General features: G+C 42.3%; 20 protein-coding genes. 10 read left to right on the top strand and 10 right to left on the bottom strand.

Features of this window, described 5'->3' with window-relative positions; genetic code table 11:
* Positions 1–164: 164 nt before the first annotated feature.
* Together CCS02_RS16745 and CCS02_RS16740 are read right to left on the bottom strand one after the other, a co-directional pair.
* Positions 165–515 (bottom strand): hypothetical protein, encoded by a 351-nt coding sequence (locus tag CCS02_RS16745; protein WP_100637187.1) that lies wholly within the window; start codon positions 513–515, stop codon positions 165–167.
* A gap of 145 nt (positions 516–660) precedes the next feature.
* Positions 661–1,560, bottom strand: a complete 900-nt coding sequence (locus CCS02_RS16740; protein ID WP_100637186.1) for a LysR family transcriptional regulator — start codon at positions 1,558–1,560, stop codon at positions 661–663.
* A gap of 109 nt (positions 1,561–1,669) precedes the next feature.
* Here CCS02_RS16740 and fahA point away from each other — a divergent pair, with 109 nt between their 5' ends.
* The 6 genes from fahA to CCS02_RS16710 all read left to right on the top strand — a co-directional run bounded on the left by fahA (position 1,670) and on the right by CCS02_RS16710 (position 7,230).
* A complete protein-coding gene (gene fahA, locus CCS02_RS16735; RefSeq protein ID WP_100637185.1) occupies positions 1,670–2,929 on the top strand; it encodes a fumarylacetoacetase in 1,260 nt (419 codons plus the stop codon).
* A gap of 10 nt (positions 2,930–2,939) precedes the next feature.
* The gene (gene maiA, locus CCS02_RS16730) at positions 2,940–3,584 is read left to right on the top strand and encodes a maleylacetoacetate isomerase (RefSeq protein WP_198515406.1); all 645 of its coding nucleotides are present in this window, start codon (positions 2,940–2,942) and stop codon (positions 3,582–3,584) included.
* Between the two features lie 17 nt (positions 3,585–3,601).
* Positions 3,602–4,162, top strand: coding sequence for a VOC family protein (locus CCS02_RS16725; RefSeq protein ID WP_100188741.1), 561 nt, complete (start codon positions 3,602–3,604; stop codon positions 4,160–4,162).
* Between the two features lie 169 nt (positions 4,163–4,331).
* The gene (locus CCS02_RS16720) at positions 4,332–5,378 is read left to right on the top strand and encodes a TRAP transporter substrate-binding protein (RefSeq protein WP_100188740.1); all 1,047 of its coding nucleotides are present in this window, start codon (positions 4,332–4,334) and stop codon (positions 5,376–5,378) included.
* Complete coding sequence (locus tag CCS02_RS16715; protein WP_100637184.1) at positions 5,378–5,905, top strand: TRAP transporter small permease; 528 nt, start codon at positions 5,378–5,380, stop codon at positions 5,903–5,905. Before CCS02_RS16720 ends, CCS02_RS16715 begins: the two co-directional genes overlap by 1 nt.
* The gene (locus CCS02_RS16710; RefSeq protein WP_100637183.1) at positions 5,902–7,230 is read left to right on the top strand and encodes a TRAP transporter large permease; all 1,329 of its coding nucleotides are present in this window, start codon (positions 5,902–5,904) and stop codon (positions 7,228–7,230) included. The genes CCS02_RS16715 and CCS02_RS16710 overlap by 4 nt, the downstream gene beginning before the upstream one ends.
* 380 nt (positions 7,231–7,610) lie before the next feature.
* Here the strand turns inward: CCS02_RS16710 and CCS02_RS16705 are convergent, their stop codons facing one another.
* From CCS02_RS16705 to CCS02_RS16695, 3 genes are all read right to left on the bottom strand, one after another.
* Positions 7,611–7,802 (bottom strand): hypothetical protein, encoded by a 192-nt coding sequence (locus tag CCS02_RS16705; RefSeq protein WP_100637182.1) that lies wholly within the window; start codon positions 7,800–7,802, stop codon positions 7,611–7,613.
* A 164-nt stretch (positions 7,803–7,966) separates the two neighbouring features.
* Complete coding sequence (locus tag CCS02_RS16700) at positions 7,967–9,184, bottom strand: metallochaperone AztD (protein ID WP_100637181.1); 1,218 nt, start codon at positions 9,182–9,184, stop codon at positions 7,967–7,969.
* 197 nt (positions 9,185–9,381) lie between these two features.
* Positions 9,382–9,999 (bottom strand): LysE family translocator, encoded by a 618-nt coding sequence (locus CCS02_RS16695; RefSeq protein WP_100637180.1) that lies wholly within the window; start codon positions 9,997–9,999, stop codon positions 9,382–9,384.
* Between the two features lie 104 nt (positions 10,000–10,103).
* Here CCS02_RS16695 and CCS02_RS16690 point away from each other — a divergent pair, with 104 nt between their 5' ends.
* Positions 10,104–10,880 (top strand): AraC family transcriptional regulator, encoded by a 777-nt coding sequence (locus CCS02_RS16690; protein ID WP_100637179.1) that lies wholly within the window; start codon positions 10,104–10,106, stop codon positions 10,878–10,880.
* A gap of 25 nt (positions 10,881–10,905) precedes the next feature.
* On the opposite strand, the gene CCS02_RS16685 is transcribed toward CCS02_RS16690, so the two are convergent.
* From CCS02_RS16685 to CCS02_RS16675, 3 genes are all read right to left on the bottom strand, one after another.
* Complete coding sequence (locus tag CCS02_RS16685; protein WP_100637178.1) at positions 10,906–11,535, bottom strand: ATP-binding cassette domain-containing protein; 630 nt, start codon at positions 11,533–11,535, stop codon at positions 10,906–10,908.
* Positions 11,529–13,265, bottom strand: a complete 1,737-nt coding sequence (locus tag CCS02_RS16680) for an ABC transporter permease (RefSeq protein ID WP_100637177.1) — start codon at positions 13,263–13,265, stop codon at positions 11,529–11,531. The genes CCS02_RS16685 and CCS02_RS16680 overlap by 7 nt, the downstream gene beginning before the upstream one ends.
* 70 nt (positions 13,266–13,335) lie before the next feature.
* Positions 13,336–14,565 (bottom strand): ABC transporter substrate-binding protein, encoded by a 1,230-nt coding sequence (locus CCS02_RS16675; protein ID WP_100637176.1) that lies wholly within the window; start codon positions 14,563–14,565, stop codon positions 13,336–13,338.
* A 176-nt stretch (positions 14,566–14,741) separates the two neighbouring features.
* Here CCS02_RS16675 and CCS02_RS16670 point away from each other — a divergent pair, with 176 nt between their 5' ends.
* From CCS02_RS16670 to CCS02_RS16660, 3 genes are all read left to right on the top strand, one after another.
* Positions 14,742–15,884 carry a succinylglutamate desuccinylase/aspartoacylase family protein gene (locus CCS02_RS16670; protein ID WP_048814325.1) on the top strand — a complete coding sequence of 381 codons (1,143 nt, stop codon included), beginning with the start codon at positions 14,742–14,744 and terminating at the stop codon, positions 15,882–15,884.
* Positions 15,885–15,956: 72 nt separating this feature from the next.
* Positions 15,957–18,263: an ATP-dependent helicase gene (locus tag CCS02_RS16665; protein ID WP_232728897.1), complete on the top strand. Its 2,307-nt coding sequence runs from the start codon at positions 15,957–15,959 to the stop codon at positions 18,261–18,263.
* A gap of 10 nt (positions 18,264–18,273) precedes the next feature.
* Positions 18,274–19,230, top strand: a complete 957-nt coding sequence (locus CCS02_RS16660) for an isopenicillin N synthase family dioxygenase (RefSeq protein WP_100637175.1) — start codon at positions 18,274–18,276, stop codon at positions 19,228–19,230.
* 99 nt (positions 19,231–19,329) lie between these two features.
* Here the strand turns inward: CCS02_RS16660 and CCS02_RS16655 are convergent, their stop codons facing one another.
* Positions 19,330–20,088 (bottom strand): SDR family NAD(P)-dependent oxidoreductase, encoded by a 759-nt coding sequence (locus CCS02_RS16655; protein ID WP_100188438.1) that lies wholly within the window; start codon positions 20,086–20,088, stop codon positions 19,330–19,332.
* Between the two features lie 150 nt (positions 20,089–20,238).
* A complete protein-coding gene (locus CCS02_RS16650; RefSeq protein ID WP_072839818.1) occupies positions 20,239–21,024 on the bottom strand; it encodes a class II glutamine amidotransferase in 786 nt (261 codons plus the stop codon).
* Between the last annotated feature and the right edge of the window lie 57 nt (positions 21,025–21,081).

The following is a 21,081-nucleotide window of genomic DNA, read 5'->3' as shown; positions in this document are numbered from 1 at the left end:
TGGGGGTAGATCAAAAACTAAGTTGCCCTAGATAATATGTTTTATCTAGGGCAATCATTTTCATTAAACAGCTGCAGTTTAGTTGTTCAAATACTTGTACATTAACATTGTCTTTTTTAATTAATTGAATGACTCTATTCTTTTTTGTATTTCATCTTTCGGGTTTATCGAACCGCTGATTCATTAATATACCAAGTGTCATTTTTTCGATGGATACCAATGATGATAAGTGCTTCGCGTTTCTCGTAAATACCTTTCCACACAAAGCGAAAGCAACCGTCATGATCGTCATCACGATAGCCTTGTAAAGCGCCAAAATACTCGTAACCCACGTTTCGACCATTTCTGGCTTGCATGTGTTTGATGTCATGCTCAAAACGCTCTGGAGAGAAATCGACAAGATCTTTTTCTTCGTAATGCTTAACAAACAACTCATAGTTACCCGTGTCATCTGCTTTCAGCATTTCCTTAAGGAATTGTTCCGCGATGGCTCTTTCATTTTTGAGTTCAGGCATAGTGGTTTCCTTATGAATTTGTCGTGAAGTTTTAACGAGTCTAACTGTTGTCGGGTCTATTTACGAAACTTGGCCAAATGACAGCTTGCTATACTTGTCTCCGAGTTGGCTAGATATTACATCTAGTGCTTTAAATAACTTATTTTTAAACTTTGTTAAACTGCATATTTTTTAAAAATACATCAATGAATTTTTGCACCGCGGGTAGTTTTTCCCGGTTTTTACAGCTGTATAGATAAAAATTTCGGTAAATAATAGGATCGCAAATAGGTATTATAACTAGTCCATTTTGTTTCACTGATTCGATTGCATAAGGCAGACAGATCGTAACTCCTAAACCATTTGCAACCATGCTCAAGGCCGTTGACATGAAGTTAACCAAGTATTTCGGACTAATTATATACTCAGAAGACTCACGTAATAAATTGTCAATGATAAGCTCTGTAAAGGATCCTCGTAGAGTTATTAGCTCTAGGTTGGCAAGGTCTTTCCATCTGATATTGGCCTCTTTCGCAATCGGATGATTTGGGGTGAGTGCCAAATGAAAAGGGTGTGAGAATATTAGCTGTTTGTTAAGGCTAGATAGTAATTTTCTTTCTGGTCCAATACCAATATCCGCCTCACCTAGGTTGACAATTTCTTGTACGTTTTCTACCCCACAATCAATTAGACTGACTTCAACCTGAGGAAACATTTTACTATATAGAGCGATTATCCTAGGTAGTTCAGCCGATGCTAGTTGCTGAACAACAGCGATTCTTACTTTGCCATAGTCAAGTTTTTTTAGGCCCATCACTTCATTTGTCAAAGCGTCCATTTCATCTAGCATACGGATAACTGCAGGAAGAATGTTTCTACCGGCTTCGGACGTTTCTAATTTTCTGGTCGATCGATCAAACAAGCCTAATTCTAAGTTGAGCTCTAATTCCTTGATGATACTACTAAGTGCTGATTGAGTGATGTGCAGATTTTCTGCCGCTTTAGTAAAGCTTCCCTCTTGGTGAACCGCCAGAAATGCTCGTAATTGCCTTAGTGTAACATTCATTAGATTATCCTATATATTTATCAATATAATCTGTTTGTCTAATAAATATATACCTTATAGTATTTTTTACATAAAGATAAATATCTTCAAAATAAAAATAGAAGGGCTTATGGACATCAAAAAGACATTTTTACCTGTTGACGAGCGTAGCGATTTCTCAATTCACAATCTACCTTACGGAGTTTTTAGTAGTGGCAAGTTGAGCCCTCGGATAGGTGTCGCTATAGGTCACCAAATTATAGATTTGAGTCAGCTTGAAGAAGCAGGCCTCCTTCCTACTTCAGACAATTCTGTTTTTAATTGTGACACGCTTAACCCTTTTATTTCTCTTGGAAAAGAAATCTGGCATGAAACACGGGCTCGCCTTCAAGACCTTTTGGATTTCAATAATCCAGAATTACGTGACAATAACGAACTGTGCGACAAAGCAATCATTAACCAAGCCGATGTACAAATGCATTTGCCTATTCATGTTTCTTCTTATACTGACTTTTATTCATCTCGTGAGCATGCCTTTAACGTGGGCTGTATGTTTAGAGATCCTAAACATGCCTTAATGCCTAATTGGAGTGAGCTGCCTATTGGTTATAACGGTCGTGCTAGTTCTGTCGTAGTTAGTGGTACAGATATAGTTCGTCCAAGCGGACAGGTCAAAGTTCCTGATTCAGAACGCCCCATTTTTTCTAGCTCTCGAAAATTAGACTTTGAGTTAGAAACTGCTTTTATAATTGGGCGTCCAAACGCTATGGGTAAGCCTGTTTCTATTGAAAACGCTCATGAGCATATATTTGGTATGGTACTTCTCAATGATTGGTCCGCACGTGATATCCAGCAATGGGAATACGTTCCACTCGGCCCGTTTAATTCAAAAACATTTGCTTCTTCTATTTCGCCTTGGGTAGTGACTCTTGAGGCTTTAGAGCCATTTCGTTGTTCCGGACCTAAGCAAGAACCTCTTCCGTTGCCTTATTTACGCGAGAAGCGTGATAACAATTTTGATATTAACCTTGAAGTATCTTTCGATGTTGCAGGTCATGAAACGGTTATTAGTAAAACAAACTTTAAATACATGTATTGGACAATGCCTCAGCAACTTGCACACCACACCATCAGTGGCTGCAATATGCAAGTTGGTGACTTGTTAGGCTCTGGCACCATTTCAGGGAAAGATAAAGGGAGTCGTGGCAGTTTGCTTGAGCTGACTTGGAATATGACAGAGTCCCTTACCTTAAATAATGGTGAATCACGATACTTTATTGAAGATGGGGATGGCATCGTCATACGAGGATATGCTCAAAAAGATGAGGTGCGTGTAGGGTTTGGTGAAGTACGTGGAAAAATCCTTCCAGCTAACAAGTTTAATTTTTAAGGCGAATATCATGATTAAACTTTATAGCTATTTTAGAAGTTCAGCTGCATATAGAGTGCGTATCGCTTTAAATCTAAAAGCGCTGCCATACGAGTATATCCCCGTTCATCTATTAAATAATGGAGGGGAGCAACACACCGCTCATTATGAATCTATAAACCCTATAAAGCTGCTACCTACTCTAGTTGATGGAGAGCAATTTTTTACTCAATCACTTGCCATAATTGAGTATCTTGAAGAAGCCTATCCTAATACAACATCGCTTATGCCTGATGACGTCAATTTGCGAGCTAATATTCGGGCTGTTAGCCAAATCATTGCATGTGATATTCACCCTATAAATAATTTAAGGGTTATTCAATACTTAAATAATCGATTAGATGTCGATGAGACGCATCGTAATGATTGGTACAAGCATTGGATCACAGTTGGTTTTGATGCATTGGAAAAGGTTTTAGCTAAACAACATGGAAAATTCTGTTTTGGTGATATTCCAACCATGGCGGATTGTTGTCTAGTTCCTCAAATTTATAATGCCAAACGTTTTGAAATTAGCCTTGATAATTACCCACATATTCTTTCGGTTTATTCATCTTGTAAAGAGCATCCAGCATTTATTCAGGCCGAACCAGAAAAACAACCCGATATGGCTTAATATTAGAGGAAACTGTTATGACATTTAAAATAGAGCAAATTCACCATGTTGCATATCGTTGCAATGATGCAAAAGAAACTGTGGAGTGGTACACGAAAAATCTTAATATGGATTTCATTTTAGCCTTTGCTGAGAACCAAGTACCTTCAACCAAAGAACCAGATCCTTATATGCATATTTTTTTGGATGCTGGTAACGACAATGTACTAGCATTTTTTGAACTTCCCACCCAGCCAAAAATGGGGCGCGATGAAAATACTCCGACCTGGGTTCAGCATATTGCTCTTCGCGTCCATGATCGCGACACGCTTTTAGCTGCAAAAAAACAACTTGAAGAAAATGATGTCGATGTACTAGGTATTACAAATCATGGTGTATTTCATTCGATTTATTTCTTTGATCCAAATGGACATCGAATTGAACTGACATACGACGATATAACCGCTAAAGCTAAAATTGCTCAAATTACAGAAGAAATCAAATACGAAATGCTAGATGAGTGGACAAAAACCAAACGCGCTCCCAAGCATACGGCTTTTCTTCATGCGGAAGAGTTTGAAGGTAATAAAAACAATTAAATTATTTTCATTAATTCGTTAATTAGTACGAAAAGGTAAACGTGATAAAAAGAGGTGTTAGGAACATTAGATCCATGTTCTAGGTATAAATTCGAAAAATATTTCCTGCTATTGCTTAGTAGTAGAAATAATAAAAACAAAAAAATAAAACTTCATTGAGGAAATAAATATGTTTAAAACAATTCGCTCTATATTATTAGTCGGTTCCGTAGTAGCAGGAATTAATACACCTGTTTCAGCGCAGACAGTACTAAATGTAAGTACTTGGTTACCCCCTACGCATGTACAAAATTCTGTAGTGTGGCCAACTTGGGGGAAGTGGGTTGAAGAAGCCACAGAAGGGCGAGTTACAGTTAATATTGAGAATAGCTCGAATAACCCAGGCCAGCTATTTGAAGTTGTTGAAGACAGTGTTGCTGATGCGTCTTTTAGTTTTAATGGTTTTGTTCCTGGTCGCTTTGAGCTAGAGCAAATTGTCGAGCTTCCTGGGCTTGGTGCTAATGCAGAAGCGGCTTCTTTGGCTTACTGGCGCACTTATCAAAAATACCTACAAGCGGCAAATGAATTTGATGGACTTGAGGTTATTGGCTTATTTACTCATGGACCTGGCGTTATGCATACTAGCTTTCCTGTAAATAGCTTAGACGACCTAAAAGGCAAAAAAATTCGTATTGGTGGGGGAGTTCAAGCAGAAATAGGTAAACGACTTGGTGTAATTCCTGTCGCAGCGCCTGGAAATAAAGTTTACGAGCTTCTGCAAACAGGGGTGGTTGATGGTGCATTTATGCCTATGGTTGAACAACAAGGTATGCGTTTAGTTGAAGTTGCTCCTTATGTTACTGTGCTACCTACAGGGATGTACATGGGAGCGTTTTCTATGTTTATTAGTCCTGATTTTATGGACTCCATCGGTGAAAAGGATGCCGAAGCAATTCGCAGTGTATCAGGTGAACGCTTATCTTTAATGGCAGGAGCTGCTTGGGATAAATCTGATATTGAAGCAAAAAAGTTTTCTGAGGAAAATGGAGGTAAAGTTAATTTACTCAGTTATGGCGATCAGATGTCACTAGATTATCTTAAAGTTACGGATGGTATAGATCAACAGTGGTTAGAGTCCGTAAAAGGTAAGAAAGTTGATGCGCAAGCTGCATTAGATTTCCTCCGCATAGAAGCACAAATGTTCTCCACTAAACAAAAAGATGCTGGAGTTAATTAATGTCTTTTATCTCATGGTTGAATGCAAACTATGAGGAGAGAGGGCCAATGAAATGGTTGGCCTTCTTCTTTGAGCTAATAGCGGCAGCCACTCTATTTGCTCTTATGATCCTCACATGTGTTGATGTTGTTGGTCGTTATTTTCTTAATCATCCTTTAATCGGAGCTACTGAATTAACTGAGATTGGCTTAGCTATTGTTATTTTCTCTGTCATGCCTGTTGTTACATGGCGTGGTTCGCATATTGTGGTCGATTTAATTGATGCATTTATAAAAAACACGTATTTACGTGTGTTGGCATTAGTTTCATCTATCGTTATTTCATCTTCATTGTACTTTATATCCTTTAGAATATGGGATGTTGGATCCCGTATGTTAAAGCGTAATATTACTACTGAATTTTTGCATATTGAAACTGGACTTGTTGTTCAATATATTGCGGTATTAAGCTTTGTTACCGGAATAAGTGCTCTCCTTTATTTTTTATTATCAATCTTTGCACTACCAAATTTAGGAGAAAAGAAATGACTTTGATCCTAATAAGTTTTGCAGTTCTTTTAATGATGATAATGCTATTAAGGATTCCAATTGCATTTGCAATGGGCGTGGTTGGTTTTTTTGGCTTTGCTATTTTGAACGGACTAACTTGGGAAAATATAGGGAATTTTAGGTGGAGTATCCCACTTTCAATGGCTTCCAATCGCATTGTTGATACAGCGCAAGATTATGGCCTCTCAATAATTCCACTATTTATTCTAATGGGGAATTTAATAACAAGATCTGGCCTTTCAAAACAACTATACGCTGCTTCATATGCATTTCTTTGTCACAAAAAAGGTGGCTTAGCTATGGCTACTATCGCTGCCTGTGGTGGTTTTTCTGCGGTTAGCGGTTCTAGTCTTGCTACTGCGGCAACAATGGCAAAAGTGGCGATGCCACCTATGCGAAAATATGGCTATAGTGATGCTTTAGCAACAGCTTCTATTGCCTCTGGTGGCACATTAGGTATTTTAATTCCGCCAAGTGTAATGTTGATTGTGTATGGGTTATTAACTGAAACGAGTATTCGAGAGCTATTCGCAGCTGGTCTTATACCCGGCATATTAGGAATCTTTCTATATCTTGGGGCTGTTAAGTATGTTGTTTGGCGTGACCCAAGTGCAGGTCCTTCTGCTGAAGTAATGAGCTGGGCTGAAAGGCTGCATGCTCTAAAGGGAGTACGGGATATCTTGGGGCTGTTTATTCTGGTGATGGGTGGTATTTATTTAGGTATATTTACGCCGACAGAAGCTGCAGGTATTGGTGCTGGAGGAGCATTGGTTATTGCATTATTACGTCGAAGCCTGAGTTTATCTTCTCTGTTCAAAACACTAGCGGATAGCGCTCTAACATCGGCTACATTATTCGTGATTATTATAGGTGCGTTAATATTTTCTGATTTTATTAACCGTGCTGGGTTGCCTGGAATGATGGTGGATTTTGTTGTGTCACTAGATGTTGCTCCCATTTTGGTGATCTTCGTTATTTTAATGATTTACATTATCCTAGGTATGGTCTTAGAGAGTTTTTCCATGCTCCTCCTTACCATTCCTGTATTTTTTCCCATAGTTTCCGAGCTAGGTTATAGTTTAGTTTGGTTTGGTATTGTTGCTGTTATTGTCGTTGAGATTAGCTTAATAACGCCGCCTGTCGGAATGAATGTCTTTGTGTTAAGTAGTATTATTAGGGATGTCAAAACAGGGACTATTTTTAGAGGTGTATTACCTTTTTGGACTGCGGATATAATTCGCTTACTTCTCGTTGTTTTTATCGTTCAAATTTCAACGTGGTTGCCAGATATGATTTACAAATAATATGCATTTTTATCTTTTTAAAAATGTGTTTGGGTTTTCATATAAAGCCAGTAAGTAAGAATTTATACTGGCTTTATATGGTGTGGATTGATTTTAATCAGATGTCTGTGGGTTAGGCTCTAGATTAAATGATTTAAGAAAAAAGTAGACCTTTGAATGTATCCCAAAGTGTCAGACGCGATTGAAATATGAATAGGAAGAGTTATTTTGAGGTAAACTTTACCTCCAATATTATGGGAATGTGCACATGTCGCTAAAAATACTCAGCCACTTATGGAAGTCACCGATACTTTAAAACTTAAATGTTTATCGCCAAATCTAAGTTACTTTCAGATTCAACAAAAACTAACTTTGTCTGCCACTTATAGGCTACCGCTTAACTAGCCAAAATTCTTACGATTTCTGGCTTGCATGTGTTTGATATCATGCTCAAAACGCTCTGGAGAGAAATCGACAAGATCCTTTTCTTCGTAATGTTTAACAAACAACTCATAGTTGCCCGTGTCATCTGCTTTCAGCATTTCCTTAAGGAATTTTTCCGCGATGGCTCTTTCATTTTTGAGTTCAGGCATAGTGGTTTCCTTGCTTGCTTGGTTATTAGTGGTCTGAACGAATTGAAATTATAGCTGCTTTAAAAACTGCAATATTGTTGGTCAACTTAAAGCAACAAAACCACTTTATATTGCATAAAGTGGTTTTGAATTAGAATTTACGAAATCTAAAGGCTAGGGTTGAGTTAGTGGCTAATACCACTACCGCCAGCCACGGCAATATTATAAGGGATACCTTCAATGTTAATGGTCTTCGACTCAGAGAAGTCCTTTGCATTAATGAGGCGTATCAGGCCAGCATTTGGGTCAGTGATAACAATATTATCACCAGCCATGGCTAAGCGAGGTCTTGGATCATTCCAGTCCCCGTCCATACTGTATGGCGCTGTTACACGAGTGCTTTTTTCGATTTCACCACTCAATAAGTTAATACGGTGGATTTGACCATTTTCAGTTAGAACGTAGGCATTCTGAAGCCTAACTGGATCTAAAATGAAGTCCACACGGCGGAAGGGCAACTCCACAAGCTGCATGTAAGGTGCTTCTGTTGGATCTATGATGGCTAAGCTTTTTTTGCCATAGTTGCCAAGGAATATCTGAAAGGATTTAGAGCCTAATAAAGTGCCTGTTGTTTCCCCTTTTGGAAAGTCTGCAGGGTAAGGAAGCATTTTGTATTCTGTACCGTTTTTACCTGCTTTTGCGGCTAAGACTCCTTCTTTGCAACCGACAGTTAGATAAGCGCCAGAAAAAGCTTCTCCATGTAATCCTGTGCAAGTTTGCAAATCACCTGCTGGTGTTCCGTCTGTCTTAATTGCTTGTAAACCAATTCGTGGCGGAGCATGACCTTCTTCAGCTTCGTTAGATGCGATACTAGAAAGCCAGTTATCTTCCCAAGGTGTCACAAAGCCATGATGTGCATGATTTTGTTGGACTCGCGTTACTTCAATATGTCCCTCCGTTAGTTCATGGCCATCTAAAACATCAGCGTACCCACCTTTATCAAAGTTGATGGACACTAGATCATCGTGCTCAACTAGATGGAATGGACGAGGGCCCTGAAGCACTTTTTTTAGAGCGACAGGATCATTGATTTCTATATCTGTATGGGCACCGTGATCATGGAAGTGAAAGCCGGATTGAATAAAGTTCACCTGATCATTATCAGACTGAACCGCAACGATTAGGCCATTGTTGGAAACAGAGTAAAGCTTGCTTTGCCCTGCAGTATTAAAGGTCCAACGCTTATCTGGATTATCTAAGTCAAAAGCAGTGACTTGTGGTGTAGCGTGATCACCAATAAATACACGATAACGAGTCATGCTGTCATCGTGGTTTTCACTTGCAATCGCAATAGTACTAATGCTCAGTGCGAGAAGGCTAACACTGCTAAGGCGTTTGATCATTCAGTTTTCTCCTTGGAAATTATAATTTTTACTCAATGCAGACCTGTTACTTGCACCTGCCTTGTCCATCTAAGTTAAAAAGAATAGTAATGTTATAATGTAACAATATTTTGTGCAATTAATGTATAACCGATAGATTGGTAAAATTGATTACTTGAAAAGAGGAGAATGATGCAGCTTCAATAAAGTTTATTTCTTTAATCCTTATCAATATTCTTAAGACCAAGAAGGATAGCGGCAGCAATCAAAAGAGAGCCCGAGATTTTATTAAAATAGTGCCCAATACGGGATTGAAACTTTTTTGCGAAAGATGCCGCAGATTTGCCGTAAAAGCACAAGAACAAGCCATCAACAACAAGATAAGTGATGCTCAAGACGATAAATTGCGGCAACAAAGGCTGGGAAGTAGAAATAAACTGAGGGAACAGCGCAGCAAAGAAAATAATCGCCTTAGGGTTGGATGCTGAGGTGATAAAACCTTGCCAATATAAAGATCGAATGGAACGAGGTGAGGTGTTTTTTAAACCAGATTGATTTGAGAAAAATAACCTCAAACCTGAATAAATAAGGTATGCGACCCCAGCCCATTTAATCACTTCGAAAATCTGCTGAGAGGATCGAAGGCTTGCGGTTAAACCAATAGAGGCCGCGGTCATTTGCAAAAAGTTAGCGGAAAGGTCACCACAAGCCGTTGCGATTGATTTTTTAAAGCCATTAACAATACTGTTAGACAGCATTAGAATATGGCTCGCTCCTGGTGGAAACATGAACGCCAACACTGTTCCAAAATACACTAACCATACTTCAATACTCATAAACCTTACCTGCTGATAACTTATTGTGTTAACGCATAGGCTATTTTAAATTTCGATGGCTTAATTTATCTTGTATGACATAAAACATCGACAAGTTGCCAATTATGAATGCAAACGAGCTTATTCAATATTTTTCTGATCGTCAGGTTGTTTCAAAAATAATTAATCTGCCAGCGAATGGCGTAGAGGAATGGCACGCGCACCCGTGGCATCAAGTGTTATATCCGATCGCAGGATTACTGCAATCCACTATTGAGAGCAAAAGCATTATCGTTCCACATAACGGAATGCTCTTCATACCAGCCAATGCTATTCATAAGTCAGTATCTGTAACAAAAACGCAATTTTTAGCGGTGTATTTAAATCCAAAAAGTACTGTGAGTTATGGCAATAATGCAAAGTCTTGTTTGGTAATGCCATTCTTGAAGGAACTTATTGTGTTGTTGGTCAAGCAAGGTTTGGACAATCACACAGAGCAAATGACGACGAACTTGCTTTGTGTGTTACGAGATCAAATCGCTATAGCAGAGAGTTACGAAATTCCCTTGTTGATTCCAAATGATAGAAGATTGATGGCGATCTTCGTAGAATTTAATCAACAACCAGATTTGGCGTTAACTCTTTCTGAGTGGGCAACCAAGGTCGGCGCATCGCCGCGAACGTTATCGAGACTGTGCGCAAAAGAATTTAATCAATCCTTCGCCATGTGGCGACAAAATATCAGATTGGTTTTATCGCTACAGTTACTTGAGAAAAACATGTCTATTCAAAACATCGCCTTGGATTTAGGTTATCAATCTGATTCCGCCTATATCCATGCCTTTAAAGGATTGTTTGCTCAAACGCCCAGCCAATATCGTAAAAGGTGTTTGTTGGTTTAGACTATTTTATTTTTTGAGAGGGTTGCTAATTTCCCAACTCCAAACATTCCCCTTCCATTGCCTTAGTATCCTCAGGATCATGTGTAACAAGCAGGGCAGGTATGTTCGCTTGGCGTATTTCGTTGAGTACAAAGGCTCGTACGTCGCGTCTTAATGCTGGGTCTAGTTTGCTGAAGGGTTCGTCGAGCAGTAGGTAGTCGGGTTGGGAAAGTAGGGTGCGGAGCAGGGCGACGCGGGCTTGTTGGCCGCCCGAGAGTTCTTTCGGTAAAGCGCTGGCTTTATCGGGAATGCCGAGTTTTTCCAAGGCATTTTGTGCCATGGTGATGCGTTCTGCTTTGTTGATGTCGGCAGGAATGGCAAACAATAGGTTTTCGATGATGCTCATGTGTGGGAACAACAAGGGCATTTGTTGTAATAAGCCGACTTTTCGATCTTGCGTAGATTTTGTCTGCAAAGCTTCGTCGTTTAAAAAGGCTTCGCCAGTGGTGGTTAAGTTAGATGATAAAGAGCCGCTCAAAAAATGCAGTAGGCTGGATTTACCAATGCCACTCGGCCCCATGATAGACAAGATTTGTCCGTCGGCGATCTCAAAGCTTAAATCTTTGATAAGTGTCTTATCGCCCAAAGACAAAGAAAACGCATTTACAGTCAGCACATTTTGTCCTTTTCTATTAATCCAGTGTTTAAGGCTTTCTTGAATTTAAGTCGCCATTTTGTCCAGCGTGGTGGAATGAATTGCGCGAGCCAAAATACCATGATGGGAAAGAAGGCTTGCAACATTGCCATGCTGCCCACTTGCTTTCTATCACCCGATGCGGCTTGGGCAACGGCTTCGGTTGTTAAAGTGCTGTAACGGCCTTCACCCGCGATAAGAGTTGGTAAATATTGGGCGATGCTGACGGAAAAACCAATGGCAAAAGCGGTGAATATCGCTGGTTTTAGCATGGCGATTTTGACTAAGACATAATTGCGCCAAGGGCGATGATTGAGTCGATTGGCTTGCAGTAAGTATTCCTCTTCGTATGCCAAATAGGGGCCTTTTAGTGTTAAGTAAACATAAGGCAAAACATACATTAAATGCAGAGCAATAATCGCGCATAGATCGCCATTCAGGTTTAAATAAATCAGCAACACATGCAAACCAAATAAAAAACCAATTTGCGGTAATAGAATCGGCACGTAAATCAGCCAATCGAATACGTGCTGTTTACCATAGTCGGTGAAGTGAGAACGTCGCTTGGTTTCCAACATAACAAGACTGATGACGCAGGCTAACAGTGTGGCAATTAATGCAATGGCCAGTGTGTTCGAAGTGAGCTCAATCAACAGCGGAGTGGCGCGGTCGATATTGTCCCAAGTCCATTGGCTTGGTAACGCATCGGGAAACCGCCAGCGTCTGGCAAGCGACCAAATCGGCAGCAAAGCTAGAGCCACAAAGGCATTCAATAAGGCGAGCAAACCCAAAACTACGCCTAATCGAAGTAGGTTGTCGGTTAAACCAAAACGCTTGCCATTGCTGCGCTCTGCTCGGGTTAGCTTGCTAAACAATAAATGCGCCAGCTCCCAGCCTGCTAAAACGGCAACAATGATCAACATCAGAGAAATTGCGCCAGCGCTTGCCATTAAGCGCATGGATAAATCGGGATCATTAAACCAGCGTAACAATGTCACCGCCAGTGTCGACGGTGTGTTAGGGCCGATGACTAAAGCTAAATCCACCACAGTCAAACTAAAAGCAATGACGATGAAAATAGGCAAACGAATGATTGGATATAACTGAGGAATTAATACTTTGCACCACAAGGTAAAGCGGCTGTAACCGAGGGCTTGGCCGACTTGCAGGCTTTCTCGAGCCTTGATGCTTCTCATCGTGGCGAGCATGACAAACAATAGATAAGGCATTTCTTTTATCACAAGGGCGAGAATCAGTGAAATGCCAAAAGGGTCTTGCACCGTTATCCAGTTTGGCGGTCGATCGAACCCTGTCAGCCATGGGCTAAATAAGCGTACTAACCAACCGGACGGACTTAATAAAAACAACAAGCCGATGGCAATCGCCGCATGGGGAATCGCTAGAACCGGCGATAACGCGGCTTCGACTTTACGGAAAAACGGACGCTGATAACCCCAAGCCAATAGCGACAGTGCGAACCAAAGAGCGAATAATGGTGCGGCTATGCCGGTTATTAGAGTCAGTTTTAAACTGGCGTAAAATTCCCCTTGGGAGAATAGATTGCGCCAAGGTGCCAAGGAAATATGGTATTCGCCAAGGGGCGGGAAATACGCAAACGCAGGAAGCAAGGTGCCGACCAAGCCAATGACAATAGGAAAGATCAGTAATAGGGTGATAATCCCCGTGATCCATTTAGCGTGTTTTAACGGCATCTTGCTTCTTATTCAGCTAATTATAGAATTTTTCACGACGTCATGAATGCGGCAGTAGTCGTGCTATTAATTATTGTGCGTAACGCTTACGCCACTCCGATTCCAATGCTCCCACCCAACTACTGTGTGGTTCTGGCAAGGTTTGACCTAGCTCTTCAATGCTTAATGTGGCGATGCCACGTGGCAAGGCATCGAACTTGGCTTGCTCAGCAGCGGATAGTTTTGCGTAAGATAAAACACTTAAATCGCCCCAAATGGTTGGCGTTTGTTTTTTGATTTGCGCTTCTGGCGACAGCATGAAGTTCGCGACGACTTGTGCACCCGCTTTAGCACCACTGTTATAAGGAATTGCTAGAAAGTGTGTATTACCAATGGTGCCCCCAGTGAAGACGTAAGAGCGCACTGTATCCGGCAAATTGCCTTTATCGATTTGTACCGAAGCGGAGGAAATATCAAAGCTTAAGGCAATGTCGATCTCTTGGTCATCAAGCAAACGCACCATTTCTTCTGAGCTGGATGGGAAAGTTTGGCCGTTGCGCCATGCCACTTGGTGCAGTTGATCGAGATACGCCCATAACGGCGCGGTGATTTTTTCGAAATCCACAATGTCGGCCGGTTGCGACAGCGCTTTGCGGTAAGGCGTTAATTCGTACAAGGCTTGTTTCAAAAAGGTCGAGCCTAGGAACTGTGGTGGCTCAGGATAGGTGATTCGTCCAGGATGCGCTTTGGCGTAGGTGAGTAAATCGGCAATGGATTTTGGCGGATTACTCAAAGTCGCTGTGTCGTGCATGAAGATGACTTGCGCCATGCCCCAAGGAGACTCCATACCATCGACTGGCGTGCCGAAATCTTGGGTTAAGCTTTGACGGGCATTTTCATCTACATAAGTGATGTAGTTAGGTAGAGACTTGCTGAAAGGGCCGAACAGCAGATTGTTGTCTTTCATAGCGCGGAAATTTTCGCCATTCAACCAGATAAGATCGATGGAGCCATTGCTGTTTTTGCCAGCGGCTTTTTCGGCTAATACTCTGTTTACGGCGTCCGACGTGTCGGTTAGTTTCACTTGTTTAAGCGTCACATCGTATTCTGCTTTAATGCGATCAGCGGCCCACTGAATATAATCGTTAATGTTGTCGGCTCCGCCCCAAGCGTTGAAATACACTGTTTGGCCTTTGGCTTGTTGAAGCGTGTTTTGCCAGCTTTGTTGACTTGCGTTGGTTTGAGTTGAAGTGGCCAGTGTAGGCAAGCTTGATAAGGCTAGGGTGGCAGCGATGGAGGCCGCGACAAACGATTTTCTCATTCCTTTCTCCTGATGTTCTTTAGTTGTTTTAATCTTTACGAGTTCTTAGACGTAAATAGATCGTTGTTTCTTACAGCTTTTATTTAAGGAATTGGTTTTTATTAAAAATGGGTTTTAGCGTACCATGTTGCAGGCTCAATTTGGGCGAATGTTTCACGGCTTTTTTGCGAGGTGTTATGTCTTATCAAATCTACTCTCATGTATTACCTAGCGCGACACCGGGCACCCAGCGTATTTTAAAAGCGCATCATTTTGGCGAAGCGGGTGCACGTCCTAAAGTCTATTTTCAGGCGGGATTGCATGCCGATGAATGGCCAGGTTTTTTGGTGCTTAACACCTTGCTAAGACAACTAAAAAAAGCCGACGATGCAGGTTTGATTCAAGGTGAAATTGTCATTGTGCCTGTGGCGAACCCGATTGGTTTGGCGCAGAACTTCCACGGTTATATTCCCGGTCGTTTTGCGTTTTCCGATGGCGGCGGTAATTTTAATCGCAACTGGCCACAGTTGGGCGCGAAAGTTGAAAAACGTATCAAGGGTGATGTGACCGGCGACATTGAAAGCAATATTGACCTCGTCCGCCAAGCCATTCACGAAGAGTTGGCTTTGTTGCCCGAAACCACGGAACTGCAAGGCATGAAGAAAACCTTGTTGGCTTTGTCTATGGATGCGGATGAAATTATCGATCTGCATTGTTCTGGCGAAGCTAGTATGCACGCCTACGTGGCGCAAGAATTTGAAGGCCACTTTAAGCCATTATTGGCGCTATTGGGCGCGAAAGTTGGCTTGTCTGAATTAGAAACTGGCGCTGCTTCGTTTGATGAAACCAATGTCAGCGTGTGGCGTGATTTAAAAGCCCATTATGCCCATTTGATTCCTTGGGGAAGCCGCTCTTTAACGGTAGAATTACGCGGCGAAAATGACATCTCCAATGAGTTTGCCGAGCAAGATGCACAAGCTTTATTTGATTATCTTGTGCTGCGAGAAGTGATTGCTGGTAAGTCACCAGCGATTGATGACAGCGACGTTGAATATTATCCACTGGATGCCATGGATTTAGTAAAAGCGCCGTGTGCTGGCATTGTTTGTTACCACAAAGCCATTGGTGAAGAAGTGGAAGCGGGCGAGGTGATTGGCGAAGTGGTAAACCTGATGGACGATGATGTGGAAACCTCTAGTTATCCTCTGGTGGCGCGAACCAATGGCGTATTTTTCGCCCGCGTACAGCGTCGTTTGGTTGTATGTGGTGAATCCATCGCCAAGATCGCCGGCAGAGAACACCTCGCGTTTCGTGAGATCGGCAAGCTGTTTGAAGACTAGAAAAATTGACCACTTAAAAGTCGGCAATTAGTAATTGAAGATCCAATCGTATAAATACTAGGCAAAATTATTTTGACACAAGTACAGCCCAATACTGAGATGACCACCTTGTTAACCGATGAGCAAACGCTTGTTGTACATCACGATCTCACATCGCCTGCGAAAGTTATCGCCGTGGCGGGTGCAGGTAAAACCACCACCTTAATTTCTCGTATCGAGCATTTATTGGTTCAGGGTGTTGATCCGTCTCACATTGGCGTATTTATGTTCAACAAAAGCGCGCAGGAAGAATTTTCCGAGCGTTTGAGCAAGCGACTCATGAGTGCTGGGCATTTCCGTTCTCCCAGTGTGATGACTTTTCATGCCTTTGGGATGAAGTTTTGTCGTCGTTTGGAACAGCAAGGTTGGTTGTCTGCCGCCAAGTTAATTACAGACGATTTTAGCTTGGTGAAGATGTTACGCGAGGCCTTGCAACGTCTGGTTCGCAATGGTGAGAAAATCGCTATTTTGGATGAGAAAGATTGGCTGGAAGACGTGCTGTTATTTGTCGATCAGGTCAAAGCGTCTGACCAACCAGCACAGATTGTTTTTGAAGCCTTGGGCTGGTCCAGCGAACGCAAGTTTTTCCCTGCGCTATACGATGAATTAGAAAAGCTGCGCAAACGTAATAACATTCGTTTTTTTGCCGATTTACTCAGCGATCCTTATGAATTAATCAGTCAATTAGACGAAGCTGAACGCGTGAGAGTGCGTGGCTTAGTGCCTGATTTCCGTTATTTGTTAATTGACGAATTTCAAGATATCAACCCTTGCCAATACGAGCTGCTAAAGCTGCTTTATTCTGCGCCTTGCCAATGGATGATTGTGGGTGATGTACAGCAATGTATTTACGAATGGCGCGGTGCCAGTCCAGAGATCATGGCAAGCCAGTTTGACCAAGATTTTGCCAATGTGGTCACGTATCCGTTGAGCACCAGTTTTCGTTTTGGTCATGCGGTCGGTTTAATGGCGTCGAGCGTGATCAGTGAAAACGATCCTGATGCCTTGGTGATTGGCGCTGGCGAACGCACCAGAGTGTCTTTTGCACGAGCACCGAAGACAGGCAAAGCCTTGCTGGGCGAATTGAAAGCTTGGGTGGAAGAGGGTCGTGCGCTAAGCGATACCGCAGTGTTGGTGCGTTTGTACAGCGACATGGTGCCAGTGCAATTAGCCTTGATGCACAAAGGTGTGCCGTATCAATTACACGGTGATTCGCCGTTATTGGAAAATCGTCAGATTCGCATGCTAATGGCGTATCTTGCGGTGATTGCTGGTGGCTTAGAAAATACCAGCACGTTTTTTCACCCCGACGATATCGAATACTTGCTGATGATTCCGAGCCTTGGTGCTTCGATGGCTCAGCGTAAAACCTTAATCCAACAAGCCAAACAATCGCCGCATTTGTTGCCTCAGATTATTGAGTCTGTTGCGGATGCGACGGATGGTTGGCGCGCCAAAAAGCTTTACGAACGTGCTGACTGGTTGCGCAGCTTAAGTATTTATCGCACCGATCCGGCGCAAGGCTTGGCGCACACTTTAGAAAAGTTAGGCATTTATCGCTACTTTGAAAGCACCAGTAGTAAAGATATTCAGACCCAAGAGAAAATAGCTACTTGTGATGCCTTTATGGCCTATGTACGTGGTGTTGGCGGTGATGCAAAATCGATTTTAGAACAACTTGCCACCTTGAATGAAAAACAAACTGACGATGTTCACGGAGTGCATCTGATGACGATTCACAAGTCGAAAGGCTTAGAGTTCGATCAGGTGTTATTGTCTGGCTTACAAGAAGGGCGCTTTCCTTATTATGATGAGGATCTAAGCGCCATTGATAAGCAAGCTGCCAGTGATTTGGCATCCGAACGCCGTTTGTTTTATGTGGCGATTACCCGCGCGAAACAGAAACTCGTGCTATTGGAAACGCCGAGTGCAGACGAGCATAAACGCATGAAGCAGGGTGATATTCCCCGCGCAGCACTGAAAAGCTTGTCTTTATCGCGTTTTGTCTTTGAAGCGCAGCCTTATGCAGTGAGTCGTATTTGCGAAGCCTGGTATGTCGAAAATGTTGGCACGCCAATTGATACGGAAAAAGGTTCGGTCTTTCAGCGTTATTTGAACGCGGTCGATCCTTCTCCGTCGCTGACCTTTCGTCATCGGGTTGAAGGTAAAAGTCTCTTACAGCCCGGCGACAAAGTACGCCACGATCAGTTCGGTCAGGGTGTTGTCGTGCGACAAGAACGAGACGAAAAACAAATGATTTTTGTGGATTTTGGCGAAGTGGGTCTAAAACGCTTTAATCCTAAGCACACACAACTTATTAAACTGTCTTCCAGAGCCTAAGGAACGCGTAATGTCCATTCCATTGATTGATTTATCTAAACTGACTCACGAGAGCGAGTCAGTCCGCCAAACTGAAATAAACGCCCTAGACAAGGCGTGCCGAGAGATTGGATTTTTCTACCTAACTAATACAGGTATTCCGAAAGAATTGATGGCCGCGTTGATGCGTGAAGCTAAACGATTCTTTAATCAGCCGCAAGATGTGAAAAACGCTATTGATATTAAAGACAGTATTAATCACCGCGGTTATGGCAATATTGGTGAAGAGCAGCTGGATGAAATTGGTCACGCGGATTGGAAAGAAACCTTTGATATGGCGTTGGATTTTCCAAAGGATCATCCTTTGGTCGCGAAATACCCAACCATGTACGGGCCAAACCAAAATCCAAGTGATCCAGCAACCGTAGAAGTACTGCAAGAATACTATGTACAAGCCTTTCAGGTAGCACAAAAATTGCTGACGGCTATGGCGCAAGCACTGTCTTTGGACAATGATTTCTTTGTACGTTGCTTTAAAGATCACGTTACCGTGTTACGTATGATTCACTATCCGCCGCGTCCAGCTAACGACCATGACAACGGCGCGGGTGCGCACACGGATTACGGCTGTGTCACCTTGTTGTTGCAAGATCAGATTGGTGGTTTGCAAGTGAAAAATCGCAAAGGCGAATGGGTCGATGCAACGCCAATCGATGAAGCGTTAGTGGTAAATATTGGTGACTTGATGCAGCGTTGGACCAACGACGAATATGTTTCTACTGCACACCGTGTGCGTGCTTCGTTGCCAGATGTGCATCGTTACTCGTTTCCATTCTTTGTGGAACCAGACTACGAAACCAATGTTGAGTGTGTGCCGAGTTGCGCTACATCTGACAAACCTGCGAAATACGATGCTATTTTAAGCGGCGACTGGATTCAGTCGCGCTTTGATGCGACTTACGCGTATCGAGAAAAAGAGAGCGCATAAAAGAAGGGTGCATAAATAGTATCGCAATAAAAAACCTCATCTTGATCCAAGGTGAGGTTTTTTTGTTTTATCGCCTAGTAACAAGTTATCTAGGTAGATTTACTGTGCGAGGTAACCACCGTCTACAGGATAATACGATGCAGTAACAAAAGACGCCGCATCACTGGCTAACCAAGCCACAAGGTGGGCGACTTCTTCTGGTTTGCCAAGGCGCTTAAGTGCGTGTTTTTGAGCAAGCATATCTAGTGTCTCGGCATCTAAATGTTCATCGACCAAAGGCGTATGAATAAAGCCAGGGCCTACGGCATTTACACGAATGTTGTCCTCTGCATGCTCGACTGCAGCGGCTTTGGACATACCAACAACGCCATGTTTTGCGCTGACGTAAGCGGGTGAGCTCGGGAATGCAACTTGGCCAAGGATGGATGCCATGTTGATAATGCTACCAGAACCATTTTTACGCATGGCAGCAATGGCTTCGCGTTGGCAATAAAAAACACCGTTGAAGTTAACATCAATCACTTTTAACCAATCTTCTGTGGTGTAATCGCCAGATTTGCAAGCGGGGCCGCCAATGCCTGCGTTGTTGACCGCTATATCTAGACTACCAAGTTGCTTCACGGTTTCATCCATAGCAGCTTTGACCGATTCAGGATCACTTACATCGACTTTAATGGTGATGCATTTCACATTGTATTTACTGATAGATTGTCTAGCTTTTTCTAATGCTTCTTCATGAAGATCCCAAATGGCGACATCGGCACCTGAATAGGCCAGTAGCTCTACACAGGCTAAACCAATCCCTGATGCGCCGCCTGTTACCATGGCTTTTTTGTTGTCTAATTGGTAGTTGATCATGTTAGCTCCTTTTAATTGAATCAATGCAATTGAATAACTTACCCCTGAAGGGTAACAGTCAAACGATTAAGTTGCATGATGTAGGTCAAAGGAAGTGGGAAGATAAAGTAGCAATAATATAAAAGATAAATTATTTATTAAAAGTGACCGCTAGGCGGTCATTTTTAATAATTCAGACAAAGGTTGGATTTGGTAATTTTGACCTTTGATTCTGGCAATGTGTCCTGCTGGAACTTGAGTCCAGCTGTCGCTGCAATGGTCGAGAGGTTCTGAGCCAATCACAATGTGCTTGGCGAATTGCTTGCAGTATAGGCTTGGCGCCAGTTCATCACTGGAAAAGCGAATCGCGGTGATTTCTTCTCCGTCTGAAAAAACCGCCGTGAAGCGCAATGGATCTTTGATGTTCTTCTGTTTCATCATGTCGAGAATTTGCGATAAAGTTATCTCAATCGCATATTCTGGATTCGTTTCTAAACCATTGGCGATCATCAATAGGAAAATAACTTCTGAATCAGTTGCGCCATGACGGTGGCTATAAAGATGCTCTGGAATCAAGCGATCCAACTGCCAGCGTAAAGACTCATAACCGCCAATTTGTCCGTTGTGCATGAATAACCAATTCTTGTAACTGAATGGGTGGCAGTTCGAACGGTTGGTTTCTGTGCCCGTAGAGGAGCGAACATGGGCGAAGAATAGCCCACTTTTAATGTGTCTCGCTAAACTCTTTAAATTGCTGTCACTCCAAGCTGGCAAGACTTCATGATAAAGTCCAGGTTCTTCGCGTTCATCGTACCAGCCAAGACCAAAACCATCGGCATTCACGGTGACTTCGGATTTTCTGGCGCTTAAGCTTTGATGAATTAAAGAATGCTCTTGTTTAAAAAGCAATGACTCAAGGTAAACAGGATCGCCTTGGTACGCCATCCAACGACACATGATTTTCTCCTAGGAATAAAATAAAGGGAAGTAACTAAGTTACTTCCCTAGAGATCT

The sequence above is a fragment of the Marinomonas sp. ef1 genome (genome assembly GCF_002806845.1).
GTDB classification, from domain to species: domain Bacteria; phylum Pseudomonadota; class Gammaproteobacteria; order Pseudomonadales; family Marinomonadaceae; genus Marinomonas; species Marinomonas polaris.
Note: the sequence above shows the minus strand (reverse complement) of the source record. Positions and strands in the feature narration are given on the sequence as shown.

Coding starts and splice junctions, on each gene's coding strand:
- CCS02_RS16745 (WP_100637187.1), bottom strand. CDS start 515: ATGCCTGAACTCAAAAATGAAAGAGCCATCGCGGAACAATTCCTTAAG.
- CCS02_RS16740 (WP_100637186.1), bottom strand. CDS start 1,560: ATGAATGTTACACTAAGGCAATTACGAGCATTTCTGGCGGTTCACCAA.
- fahA (WP_100637185.1), top strand. CDS start 1,670: ATGGACATCAAAAAGACATTTTTACCTGTTGACGAGCGTAGCGATTTC.
- maiA (WP_198515406.1), top strand. CDS start 2,940: ATGATTAAACTTTATAGCTATTTTAGAAGTTCAGCTGCATATAGAGTG.
- CCS02_RS16725 (WP_100188741.1), top strand. CDS start 3,602: ATGACATTTAAAATAGAGCAAATTCACCATGTTGCATATCGTTGCAAT.
- CCS02_RS16720 (WP_100188740.1), top strand. CDS start 4,332: ATGTTTAAAACAATTCGCTCTATATTATTAGTCGGTTCCGTAGTAGCA.
- CCS02_RS16715 (WP_100637184.1), top strand. CDS start 5,378: ATGTCTTTTATCTCATGGTTGAATGCAAACTATGAGGAGAGAGGGCCA.
- CCS02_RS16710 (WP_100637183.1), top strand. CDS start 5,902: ATGACTTTGATCCTAATAAGTTTTGCAGTTCTTTTAATGATGATAATG.
- CCS02_RS16705 (WP_100637182.1), bottom strand. CDS start 7,802: ATGCCTGAACTCAAAAATGAAAGAGCCATCGCGGAAAAATTCCTTAAG.
- CCS02_RS16700 (WP_100637181.1), bottom strand. CDS start 9,184: ATGATCAAACGCCTTAGCAGTGTTAGCCTTCTCGCACTGAGCATTAGT.
- CCS02_RS16695 (WP_100637180.1), bottom strand. CDS start 9,999: ATGAGTATTGAAGTATGGTTAGTGTATTTTGGAACAGTGTTGGCGTTC.
- CCS02_RS16690 (WP_100637179.1), top strand. CDS start 10,104: ATGAATGCAAACGAGCTTATTCAATATTTTTCTGATCGTCAGGTTGTT.
- CCS02_RS16680 (WP_100637177.1), bottom strand. CDS start 13,265: ATGCCGTTAAAACACGCTAAATGGATCACGGGGATTATCACCCTATTA.
- CCS02_RS16675 (WP_100637176.1), bottom strand. CDS start 14,565: ATGAGAAAATCGTTTGTCGCGGCCTCCATCGCTGCCACCCTAGCCTTA.
- CCS02_RS16670 (WP_048814325.1), top strand. CDS start 14,742: ATGTCTTATCAAATCTACTCTCATGTATTACCTAGCGCGACACCGGGC.
- CCS02_RS16660 (WP_100637175.1), top strand. CDS start 18,274: ATGTCCATTCCATTGATTGATTTATCTAAACTGACTCACGAGAGCGAG.
- CCS02_RS16655 (WP_100188438.1), bottom strand. CDS start 20,088: ATGATCAACTACCAATTAGACAACAAAAAAGCCATGGTAACAGGCGGC.
- CCS02_RS16650 (WP_072839818.1), bottom strand. CDS start 21,024: ATGTGTCGTTGGATGGCGTACCAAGGCGATCCTGTTTACCTTGAGTCA.